Source organism: Jeotgalibacillus proteolyticus (assembly GCF_050107735.1).
In the GTDB taxonomy this organism is placed as follows: domain Bacteria; phylum Bacillota; class Bacilli; order Bacillales; family Jeotgalibacillaceae; genus Jeotgalibacillus; species Jeotgalibacillus proteolyticus_A.
In genome coordinates, this window is record NZ_JBNILO010000003.1 from 182,327 (window position 1) to 194,587 (window position 12,261).

Here is a 12,261-nt window from a genome sequence, read left to right on the forward strand (position 1 = left end):
CTTTTACTCATCTACAAGTTCAATAATGGTTTTATTCTCCCACTTCCGCGCTAAGGTGACAGCGGTATCTCCGTCCTGATTTACCAGGGACAAATCAGCTCCTGAATCTATTAATTCCTCGACGATGGACTCAAACCCAAAATCTACAGCAAACATGAGGGGTGTCCATCCCATTGCATTTGGTTTATTAATATCTTCAACCTCTTTTAACAGCGGAACCCATCCTGGCTGACCTGATTTTACTGCTAAAGACAGCGGTGTTTCCATATCTGCATTGGCAGTACCCCTTGTATATTGAGCTGCCTCAAAATAAAATCCTGTTTGATCCGCCGGGTATTTAACGGCTGCATGAAAGGTCGTTTCCCCGTGATCATTAATTGCATGAGGATCCACCCCTTTTTCCAGAAGCCATATTATAGTCGGTTTATGCTGGTTACGAATCGCTTCAAATAAGAGGTTTTCACCGTTTGCCGCTTGAAATTGAAGAATCCCGGGCTCTTCTTCAGCCATATCTTTCAGGAATTCAAACATAGAATCGTTTAAGCTGTTTTCTTCCCCAAGTGCAGGGTCTACCATCGCCTGTAGTGCAGTTAGGGACAAATGCGGTTCTACATCAGCCCCCTCTTTCAGTAACAACCTGGCAATCTCAACTGCATTAAGCTCGATTGCTGTTTCCAGCGCGGTTTGATCCATTTCATCTTTAGAATTTGGCGACATGCCGTTGTCCAGCATCGATTGCACTTTTTCTTTATCCTTTTCAAATATGGACTCAAAAAAGGCAGACGGCTCACTTTCCCCCTTGAGATTTTGAATCTGCATATAGCGGATTCCACCGGCAGCCGCTATCACAATAAATAGCGCTGCCAGAGTCATCAGTATCTTTTTTTTCATTTGTTCACCTCATTTTATAAAAGAGAAAAGGACCGGATTCTCAGTCCTATACAATTTTAATAGCGGTCGTCTCCGTTTTCATTGTCTTCATCATCCGTATCTTCTTCTCTTACATGAACAAGAATCGTATCTTTGTATTCGTTCCCTGATTGATCTATAACAATCACTTCAACCATACTGCCTTCCCCTATTCTTTTTCCAAATACAGAGCCATCCGGTTCCACAAGAATAAATGGGTTGTCAGCTGACGTATCTTTATAAACAATACTCTCGACTGTAGAAGCATCCGTCGGGTTTAGTAAAAGATTTCCTGAAAGTGAATAGGTCTCCCCTTTGGAAATGACGATATAGTCCTGGTCAAACGCTGCGTCGGTAAGCGGTGAATGAACGGTTACCTTTATTTCTTCTGTCACCCCGCTTGGAGCCTGAAGAAGTATGGTAGTAGTTCCTGGCCGCATTCCCCTTATGACTCCAGGCGATACTACCTGCGCTATCGAAGGATCTATTGAAGTCCAAGTAATAGTCGCACTATCCCCATACTCCGGTAATACGTTTAGCTCAAAATCACTGAAGGTTTCAAATTTATTGATCGTAACTTCCTTGGGATTCACCATGATTTTTTCTATTTCCCGGCTTTTTACCGTGACGAGTGCTTCTGCTTCCACAATGGTTCCATTTTCATTTACCCCTCTGGCAACCACTCTGGTTGAACCCGGTCTTATTCCAGTTATTTTTTTTGTGGCCGTATTAACTGATGCAATACGGTCATTTTCAAAGATAATTTCCACACTTCCAGATGCATCTTCCGGATTTACTTTAAGAGGGAGATCAATTGTTTCTCCTGCAAAAAGTTCCATGCTTTCAAGTGAAATGGACTCAATCGGAACGCGCACCGTGACAGTAGCTGTTTTGGTTATCTGATTTCCAAAAACATCTTTGACTGTGACTGTGATTTGGGCCGATCCTTTTCCCGCAGCCTTTATCACTCCATTTTCCGATAGGCTGACAATCGATTCGTCACTTGATGACCATTTAATTTCCTGAACCGCTGCATTAGATGGTGAATACGCAAAATCTCCTGAAGCTCTTAAATTGCGTTCCAGTCCTTTATCCAGAACCATTGATGGTGTTAGCTTCACTTCATTAAGTGCATAAGCTGCTGACAGAGAAAGCCGGTTAAACTCTGCTTTTTTTTCTTCAAGAAAAAAGTCCTTGTAGGTTAAGCTGGCTTGCTGCAGAAGATAAGTTTCGCTTTGATCTGCACGAATTTTTAGAGTTAAATTAACAGGCTTTGCTGTATAGGTTTTGTCGTCTTTCGTTTCGTACAGTATATTTTTAATTTTTCCTTCTACCGTTATACCGGATTCTTTAGTACCTGATTTCCTGAAACCGTGGGGCACTTCCACTACCTCAATTCCCGGTGCAAACGTCTCGCGAAAAGTCAGGTTTGACAGCGTCTGGTCTCCTTCACCTGCAGAAGAACTCCGGTTGATCTCTTTTGGAGTGATGCTGTATTTCACATTAATTATATCTTTGGCTGCCTCGTACATTGATTTTTCTGGTTCAAATGATCTTGCCACTTCCAGCAAATCTTCATTTTTTAAAATTTCAAGTGTAACATACTGAACAGATTCTGCACCTTCCTGATCCTGTGCTGCAATTTTTATTTCTACAGCACCTCCATCTTTCAGATCATGGTCAAGCTGTAAATTAAATGTCTTTCCATTTAAGCTTTCATTTTCTTCGTATTGCAGTTTATTATTCACATAAACTTTTACATCATTGGTGGTAGAAGTAAGATCGAAATCTTCTACTTTAAATGACAAAGGAATCTTTTGATTAGATGGAATTGTTTCGTTATTTTCAGGCGACAGCACGGTGATAACAGGTGCATGATTGGAACCTGCAAATGCACGATACATAGTATTTACAAATAGGCGCTGTTCTGAATCCGGAAAATTTGAAGAGGTATGCCCTGTCCCTGAGTACGTAATATTACCTTTGGAATACGTATAATAATGATTCCAGCTGTCATTTGTATCTCTTGCACTGCCTGTGATGTTATACCAGGGAATTACATTGGGATCTTCTAAATCCAGTGTATAGTACTGATTATGTGTGGTTTGAATACCAACATTTTCTGGCAGGTCAAACGGAAAAGTCGTAACAAGCCCTTCATTAACTTTTTTCGTCGTTTTGGACTGATTCGGAGCATTAAGACCTAAATTAGTCTCAGGATCCTTTTGACCGGTTGTGGTTTTGAAATTATTCACCCATACATTATTGCGGTTAAAAATCGTATCATGCGTAAATAAAATACTTTGCTTTGAATCAATGAACTTTTTTAATGAGTTTACGGCACCCTGGCTTAAATTGGAGGTGTTGTACGTATCCGCAAAACCGAAAATCACCATATCATACTTACCGTTGATTAGTTCATGTGAATACAGCCGGCTGCTTTGTGAAGACCCTGCCCCGGAATTGAAAACAGAAAAATCTGTCGCATCAATCGAAATTGCGTATTGCTTATCTTTAGAAAGATAGCTTTGATTCATGTTTTTTGAATTTTTTAAAGAACTGTTGCTGCCTTTAAATACCTGGAGCACATTTATCTTTATCGGCTCATCTTCAAATAAAAATTGACCGATTTCATAATCTTTTAAAACGGTATTCGTTTTAACTTCAATTAGTTCAAGCTTCCAGGTACGGACTCCGGAATAGCCAAGGGGAAGTTCGTACGTGAGTGAAGGTGTTTGAGAAGCTACATTGACTTCTTTTACAATTTCAGAGGATTGAAATCGGTCATTGAAGTCCCTGTCGATGTATAATCTGAGTTTCATTGAACGGCTCGAAGCAGAGGATGGTGCATCTATATTTAAGTCAAATTGCACAGTCTCTCCACGCTTATATGCTTCAAGTGAATTGTATGAAATAGGTTTGGGCTTTGAAGTTAATGTAAAAGAAGGTTTTTGCTGATAGGTACTGCTCATTAGCTGTTCAAAATCTTTACCCAGATTGTCCCAGTCTGCTTTTTTATAATAGACCACTGAGGGCTGCTGCAAACTGCCAAGCCGCTTTTGAAGAATGGCCCCATTATTCACACTGTCTTTATGAATCAATAGAGGCTGTCCCTTATTTACAAAGGTTTCAATCAGTTCGTCTGCTTTAAGATTGGTTAAATCGTTCTGCACCGATGAAGTATTATGATTCCGGCCATTTACTCCGGCAGGATTATAAAATCCTTCTCCTATAATGACAATGTCGTACTTTCCGTCAATTTCTTCACGCAAAGCGACAAAGCGTTTCATTGCCATCGTCTCAATGTCAATATCATATCCATCATACTGAAAAGAACTTTCCGCTGTCAGACTGGATAAAGTAGTCTGTCCATCCGGAGTAATTTCAAGCACCTGTAATTTTTGAAGAGGTGTTTCTGCCTGCACAGAGGTGCGGGGAGCTGAAAAAGCAGACGTGAACATTACGATTAAAGCAATGGTAAACAGCAGTACTTTTCTCATGCGTCTATCCTCCTTTAGTTCTAGTACCTTCATCATAGCATATCGCAGATGAAATGGAGAATATTTTTTACGCACCTGCAGCCACCCGATTTCTTCCCGCTCTTTTTGCTCCAATATAAAGTGCTCGATCTGCATTTCTCATTAAATTTTGAGCATCATCTGTATCTTCCGGTGCTGTTGAAACCCCAATGCTCACCGTCATCTTTACATCAATCGTTTCCCTATTATCACTCAATTCATGAAATGTTTGGAATACAGTCTCTTCTACAGTTTTTCGTATATTTTCTGCTATTATGAGTGCTTCCTCTTTTGAAACATCGCAAAGCAAAACGACGAACTCTTCTCCGCCATATCTCGCAACTACTCCCTTGTCTCCTACAAGTGTGTAGAGAGTTGAAGCAAGGGCACGCAGCAATTCATTGCCGCTTTGATGACCGTATGTATCGTTGATTTTCTTAAAATGATCAATATCGACGAGAAGTAAGGACAGTTCCTCTAAACTGCCATTTTCCATCTGGGAAAATTCAAGCCCCAGCCTTTCATCAAAATAGCGGTAATTATACAGCCCTGTTAATGCACACCGCTCACTTCTCGTAATGGTTTTTTGATGATTCCGCGCATTTTGAATCGCAACCGCAAAATATGAACACAAAAGATCCACGATTGGAACCAAATGTGGCCGGTATGCATTTTTTCTTTTGGAGGCTACGAGCAGCACAGCCACGGTTTTATTATTCCGTTTGATCGGCACAGACAGAATGCTTTCTGTGTCTTGGGGCATATAGCCCTCCACCACTTCGTTCCATTCAATTTTCTTATTATAAAGGACAGATTCTTCGCTGACCCATACATTTCCGCTAATACCTTCACCTTTTAATACAGGGGCAAGATTATTAAATTCAATTTTTTCATTTTCATATCTGCGCAGCAGCTTCAGCTTCTGTTCCTTTTCTTCCACATCAAGTATGTACGCATAATCCACCGGCATAAGCTCTGTTAATTTCTTAACAAATAAGTCCAGGACTTCATTTACTTCAAGCTGGGCTGCGAGCTGATGGCCGATTTTCCCCGCTTTCCCGAGATCTTCATTTACCTGTTCTGAATTGTTATACAATCTCAACACAGTGGCTACCGCCAAAAATGGCAGACCTAAATAAAAAACTGCAGCTAAGCCCACCTCGTTTAACAGAAAGTAAAAAGCGAGTCCATATGGCATGCTTAATAAAGTGGCCAGATAATCAAACAATGTGTCCCTCGAGAAAAAAGGAAAGCCGTTTTTCACTATTAAACTGAAAAAATATAAATAGAAGTGATTAAAAACGATGTGAATTAATATATACAGGCCAGCTCCGGCCGTTATCCTCCATAATGAATCCTCCGTTACAGAAAAATCATAAAAATAATAGGTTAATCCTGCAATGATACTAATCATCAGCATCATAGCTGAATTTAAAGCGTATCGGTAAGACGTATTCCACGTCATCCCCGACCTCAGCAGGAGAGGAATCAAAACAATCTGCATCAAAATTAATTCAAAAAATAGACCATAAGTTAAAAATGCAGCAAGATTAATCCAGTGAATAATGAAAATGGTCGTGCTGTCTACTGTAAAAGGCAGAAAAGAAAAAATGATTGCAAGAGCAATCAAACTTAACGGAATCCATAAGGAATCAAAAGAAGGAGGATCAATTTGATAGGAGTAATAAAGACCAGCGGGAAAAACACCCATCCAAATAAGCCATAAAGCCCATTTTATTTTGCCAGTAACTCCTTCCATCCTTCACCAACTCCGCCTTCATAAGTTAATAGTCACAATATACGCATAATATTACCAAATTTTACTGCCAAAGTCACTTTATATTTTTCTTTCTAATCTGTTTTTTTACCTCCTGAGCAATGGAAGATAAGTAATATAGAGAACCCGTTATAATATAAACATCGTTGTTCTCGCTCTTAAAAGCCTCTTCAATCCAGTCAAAGGAGTCCTTACTATCGCGCTTTTTATGAGCTGACAGCTTGAGCAGGTCTTCTGCTGAAGCAGCTCTTGGCATGTCAAACGTGTCAAAAGCAATACTTTCTGCCGACTTTTCCAGTTGTTCAATCATGTTCTTTAAATCCTTATCTCCTACAGCAGCAAAAAGATAATGAATGTTTCGGTCAGAAAATTTCTGTTTAACGGTTTTTAACAGTGCTTCAACTCCCTCTTTATTATGAGCGCCGTCCATCATAATCAGAGGGTTCTCTGACAAAAGTTCCGTTCTGCCCGGCCAATACGCTTTTTCAAGTGCAGTCTGCAACGTTTGGGCTGTTAACTCAAATTCAAGCTCTTTTTGCAGAAGATGACCGGCAAATATTGCTAGACTAGCGTTTTCTGCCTGGTGTTCCCCTGTCATGTCCATTTCAACCGGCACCAGCCGCGCAGAGTCCTGATAAATAAATTTTTCGCCAACTTTATTTGATTTTTCTACATGCACCGAAAAATCTTCCCCTAATTCGAAAATAGGAGCATTCTGCCTTTTTGCTGTTTTTTTAATCACCTCGTTTGCCTCTTCATTTTTTACATTCCCAATCACAGGCACAGATTGTTTAATGATACCAGCTTTTTCAAATGCAATTTTTTCGTATGAATCACCAAGAATTGCTACATGATCAAGTCCAATCGAGGTGATGATGGAACAGATCGGCTGAACGATATTGGTTGAATCCAGCCGGCCGCCCAGTCCTACTTCAATCAATACGGCATCGACTGTCCGGCACTCTCCAAAATAAAGAAACATCATAGCCGTAATGACTTCAAATTCTGTAGGACCGCCTAACTCCGTGTCTTCGAGCCGGTCTGCCAGAGGTTTGATTTTTTGTGCCAGCATCAGCCACTCAGAATCCGTTATCGGCTGTCCATCAACAGCGATCCGTTCGTTAAAGGTTTCAAAATATGGAGAGGTGAAGGTTCCTGTTTTCTTTCCTGCAGCGCTCAATATGGACCTTAGGAATGTAACAGTTGATCCCTTGCCGTTTGTTCCTCCGACGTGAACGGCTTTAATGTTTTTGTGCGGATTCCCCAACTCCTCCATCATCCACTCCATTCTGGCAAGTCCGGGTTTAATTCCAAGTCGCAATCGCCCGTGAATCCACTCAATCGCTTCTTCATATGAATTCATTCTTTCCATCGTCCTTTCTATTAAAAAAGCGAGCCTGGGACAAAAATGTCTCAAGCTCTTTGACCGGTTCACTGCGCTTTTAGGCGGACGTTTTCCGCAGGGACGGCGCTGAGCCTTTACAGGGCCGTCCCCTATAAAGGCTAAGCTTGCCGTCATATCCTGCAGGAGTCGCCGCCTTCCGCCCGCTCACCTCATACTATAGATAATTATTTATTAAACTGTTATAAGTTTAGTCCCGATCTCGTCTCTGATAATTTTTTATATATTTTTCAATTCTTCAATACGGGATTGAACAGCCTTGTGCTTCGCTTCATAGTCAAGCTTTTTGGCTTTTTCTTCATCTACCACTGATTGAGGGGCCTTGCTTACAAAGCGTTCATTGCTTAATTTATTGTTTACCCGTGCTACTTCTTTTGTCCATTTGACAAGCTCTTTTTCCAAACGGGCTATTTCTTCCTCTACGTTTAATAAACCTTCCAGCGGCAGAAACAGCTCTGCTCCTGTTACGACTGCACTCATCGCTTTTTCAGGGATGACAATTGACGTTCCCATGGTGAGCGTTTCAGGATGACAGAACCGATCTAAATACGCTTCATTTTTTTCGAGCTGGCGAAGTACTTTTGCGTCCTGGGCTCTAATCAGCAATTTTATCGGCTTACTCATCGGAGTATTTACTTCTGCCCGGATATTCCGAACAGCACGAATAATTTCAATTAATAGCTTCATTTCCTCTTCAGCTTCACGATCCGTTAATTCATGCTTTTCTGCCGGCCATGAGGATTCTGTAATGGATTCGCCTTCGTGGGGAAGGTTCTGCCATATTTCTTCTGTTATAAACGGCATGAATGGATGCAGCAGACGCATCGTTTGATCAAGTACGTAAGCTAAAATGGAACGGGTTGTCTTTTTAGCTTCTTCATCTTCCCCGTTTAACGGAAGCTTCGACATTTCAATATACCAGTTGCAGAAATCATCCCAAATAAAATTATAAAGCGTGCGGCCAACTTCGCCAAACTCATAGCGGTCTGCCAGACTCGTTACATTTTTAATCGTGTCATTCAGACGGGTAAGAATCCAATGATCTGCCACTGATTTTTTTCCGGACAAATCAATTTCTTCAAACGTCAAGCCATCCATATTCATCAAAGCGAAACGGGAGGCATTCCAAATTTTATTCGCAAAGTTCCATACAGATTCTACTTTTTCCATTGAAAAACGCAAATCTTGTCCTGGTGATGAACCAGTTGACAGGAAGTAGCGAAGAGAATCTGCACCGTACTGCCCAATTACATCCATCGGGTCTACTCCGTTGCCAAGCGATTTAGACATTTTTCTGCCTTCCGCATCCCGAACCAGGCCGTGAATTAATACGTCCTTAAATGGTCTGGTTCCAGTAAACTCAAGCCCCTGGAAAATCATTCTTGAAACCCAGAACGCAATGATATCATAGCCGGTTACAAGCGCTGCAGTCGGATAATACCGCTTGAAGTCTTCAGCATTTTCATCCGGCCAGCCCATTGTGGAAAATGGCCATAAAGCAGAAGAGAACCATGTGTCCAGCACATCATTGTCCTGGTTCCAGTTTTCAGGGTCTGCAGGAGCATCTTCTCCAACATAAATCTCGCCTGTCTCCTTATGGTACCACGCAGGTATACGGTGTCCCCACCAAAGCTGGCGGGAGATGCACCAGTCTCTGATGTTCTCCATCCAGCGAACATACGATTGTTCAAAACGGTTTGGAACAAAGTTTACCTTGTCATCACCGTTTTGCAGATTGATCGCTTCTTCAGCAAGCGGCGCCATTTTCACAAACCACTGAGTCGATAAATAAGGCTCTACTACTGCTCCGCTTCGTTCAGAGTGGCCAACCGAATGAAGATGCTCTTCAATTTTAAACAGGACGCCCTGATCCTGAAGATCCTTCGTAATTTGTTTCCGGCAGTCAAAACGGTCCATTCCCTGATACGCACCTGCCTGCTGGTTCATCGTGCCATCTTCATTCATTACAAGAACACGTTCAAGATTATGACGATTGCCAATTTCAAAATCATTTGGATCATGAGCAGGCGTTATTTTAACCGCACCGGACCCAAATTCCATATCCACATAATCATCGGCTACGATTGGAATTTCACGTCCCACAATCGGAAGCGTAACCGTTTTTCCGATAAGCGCTTTGTAGCGTTCATCTTCCGGATGAACGGCTACAGCAGTATCACCAAGCATGGTTTCAGGCCGCGTCGTGGCAATTTCAATGGCTCCGCTGCCATCTGTTAATGGGTAGCGCATGTGATAGAAGGCTCCCTGCACGTCCTGATGAATCACTTCAATATCAGACAAAGCTGTTTTTGTAGCCGGGTCCCAGTTAATAATGTATTCACCCCGGTAGATTAATCCTTTGTCATACAAAGAAACAAACACCTTTTGAACTGCTTTAGACAGACCTTCATCGAGTGTAAAACGTTCACGGGAGTAATCAAGCCCTAGACCGAGCTTTGACCACTGCTGGCGGATATGACCGGCATATTCATCTTTCCACTTCCAGCTTTCTGCAATAAAAGCTTCCCTGCCAAGGTCATAGCGGGATGATCCTTGTTCTTTCAGCTTTTGTTCAACCTTAGCTTGTGTGGCGATTCCTGCGTGATCCATTCCCGGCAGCCATAGCACATCATAGCCCTGCATTCTTTTCATACGCGTTAAAATATCCTGAAGCGTCGTATCCCAGGCGTGTCCAAGATGCAGCTTTCCAGTTACATTTGGCGGCGGAATCACAATTGTATAAGGTTCTTTCTCCGGATTGCTTTTTGCTTCAAAAACCTTTTTTTCCAGCCACCATTCATACCGGCCTTTTTCAATGGACAATGGATCGTATTTAGTAGGCATTGACAGTTCTTTTGTATCCAATTTTCTTCCTCCTCAGATTTTATAATCGTTGTCTGGTTTTCAATGCACTTTCAGGGATTCCCTCATAATTGTTAAATACAATAAGTAAAAAAACAAAAAAACTCCTCTCGCCTGTAAAAGGACGAAAGGAGCGAATTCGCGGTACCACCTTTTTACACAAAATAACAATCATTTGTGCACTCAATTCCGTTAACGGTGTTTAACCGGCTATAAACTAATTAGGATGCATTCCTGTTCATTTAAGCAGCTCATGGGGGACTTCCACGGATTCGATTCTGGAAATTCTCTCAGCAAATGAATTTCTTCTCTGAAGAACGAATGATCGTGTACTCTTCCCAATCAACGCTTTTAGTATGTATTTCTATAGTAGCGGATGTTGGACATGTACGTCAATATTTTGATGAAGAATGTCCAATTTTTCAGTCTCGCATATACTATCAGATGTTGATATATGGAAAGGAAGAAACAAAATGGCTAAAAGAATGTTTCCAAAGCCCATGCCTCCCTGGTGGAAAAAATGCCGCACGAGCTGTCAGGCGCTGATTATTCCCTTTTGCTGTTTCCAGACCGTGCGGCTTATTCTGCTTCCAACTACTTTTGACGTACTTCTTCTCGGAATCTTAATCGGGATTGCCTGCGTTCTTTATTTTGAATGGATTTAAGGGATCCACACGAGCTTGCCTTTTTCAAATGGCGCCCTGGACTCAAATTGATTGCTCTTCATCAGTTGAATCATAGAAACACCATAGCGCTCAGCAACCATTTCAGGCGTTTCATCCTGCTGGGCAATATGAATTCTGATTGTGGTCATTTCTTCTTCGAGCAAAGATACAAAACTCATTAAAGCCTGATCATCACTGCGCTCTGAAGAATTCTCTTCACTATCAGTTTCAGTTTCACTTGCAGAATCAACCACTTCTTCAGTTTCAACCCCATTATAATAGTCAGTAGATGTATAATCCTCATTATAAGGTGCATAGAGTGACTCTGCAGCTGGGGTCGCTCTTACTTCATTCTCCGGTATAACCATATTTTCAGATGAGATGAACGGCTCGATTTCACTCGGGTCATTCTTCTTCACCGAGCTTGCTTGATCATCAAGGTCAAACTCTACCTGCTCCTCCTGCGGCAGCTGGCCATTCCATTCGTTCAGCGGATTAGGCAAAAGCCTGATAGGCAGTTCATGCACTTCCTCCCGATCTTCTTCGAGCGATTCGGTCCCCTCTTCAGTTTCTTCTTGCGTCTCGTAGGCAGCAGGTTGGACCGTTTCACTCTGCTGTGATACCCCATCCACAACAATATCAGCCTGGATGGACAAAAGGCGTTCGTCCTTTAATTCATAATCGATATGCTCAATATAAACATCCAATAAATGAATATTAGAGACACGAGAAGAAGATACCGCTACCGTTATAGGAAAGTAGTGTTCAAACTCAAGCTGCTCGTCCTGCGGTTGATTGATAACCTGAATGCGGTCATAGCCTCTGTACTTATGTTCATCATAGCCCGACTGCGTACTTGCGATACCTTCTCCAGCCAAATAAAGCGATCCTTCAATCAGAATATGGTCAGCATGCTCAGTAATTGAAACACTCGGTTCAAAAGAAAGCGAACGAATTTCTTTTAAGCCGATTTCTCCATCAAGAACAATTGATTCATTCAGCGATAGGGGCATGTGATTTTTCTTCATCGTTTCCTCCCTCATTTCTCCATTTGCAAAACTCCTACTCTTGCTTTATATGCAAATATCAAAAAGAATATGACGGAATACTCGTAGGAAAGGGCAGATA

The 12,261-nt window shown here is 41.7% G+C and carries 7 protein-coding genes and 1 other annotated feature; of the genes, 1 reads left to right on the plus strand and 6 read right to left on the minus strand.

The features are described 5' to 3' along the window. Positions 1-3: 3 nt before the first annotated feature. The 5 genes from ACQCT8_RS06250 to ACQCT8_RS06270 form a co-directional block, all read right to left on the minus strand. Positions 4-891, minus strand: coding sequence for an ankyrin repeat domain-containing protein (locus tag ACQCT8_RS06250; RefSeq protein WP_426869467.1), 888 nt, complete (start codon positions 889-891; stop codon positions 4-6). A 56-nt stretch (positions 892-947) separates the two neighbouring features. After that, positions 948-4,409: a DUF5057 domain-containing protein gene (locus ACQCT8_RS06255; protein ID WP_426869469.1), complete on the minus strand. Its 3,462-nt coding sequence runs from the start codon at positions 4,407-4,409 to the stop codon at positions 948-950. Between the two features lie 67 nt (positions 4,410-4,476). Beyond that, positions 4,477-6,186 (minus strand): sensor domain-containing diguanylate cyclase, encoded by a 1,710-nt coding sequence (locus ACQCT8_RS06260; RefSeq protein WP_426869471.1) that lies wholly within the window; start codon positions 6,184-6,186, stop codon positions 4,477-4,479. Between the two features lie 73 nt (positions 6,187-6,259). After that, the gene (locus ACQCT8_RS06265) at positions 6,260-7,567 is read right to left on the minus strand and encodes a bifunctional folylpolyglutamate synthase/dihydrofolate synthase (RefSeq protein WP_426869473.1); all 1,308 of its coding nucleotides are present in this window, start codon (positions 7,565-7,567) and stop codon (positions 6,260-6,262) included. A 258-nt stretch (positions 7,568-7,825) separates the two neighbouring features. After that, a complete protein-coding gene (locus ACQCT8_RS06270; RefSeq protein ID WP_426869475.1) occupies positions 7,826-10,471 on the minus strand; it encodes a valine--tRNA ligase in 2,646 nt (881 codons plus the stop codon). Positions 10,472-10,585: 114 nt separating this feature from the next. Beyond that, positions 10,586-10,823, minus strand: a binding site (T-box leader). Positions 10,824-10,941: 118 nt separating this feature from the next. Between ACQCT8_RS06270 and ACQCT8_RS06275 the strand changes: the two genes are divergently transcribed. Then, positions 10,942-11,133, plus strand: a complete 192-nt coding sequence (locus ACQCT8_RS06275) for a hypothetical protein (protein WP_278239659.1) — start codon at positions 10,942-10,944, stop codon at positions 11,131-11,133. Here ACQCT8_RS06275 and ACQCT8_RS06280 read toward each other — a convergent pair. Then, a complete protein-coding gene (locus ACQCT8_RS06280) occupies positions 11,130-12,161 on the minus strand; it encodes a hypothetical protein (protein ID WP_426869477.1) in 1,032 nt (343 codons plus the stop codon). The genes ACQCT8_RS06275 and ACQCT8_RS06280 overlap by 4 nt on opposite strands. Positions 12,162-12,261: the final 100 nt, after the last annotated feature.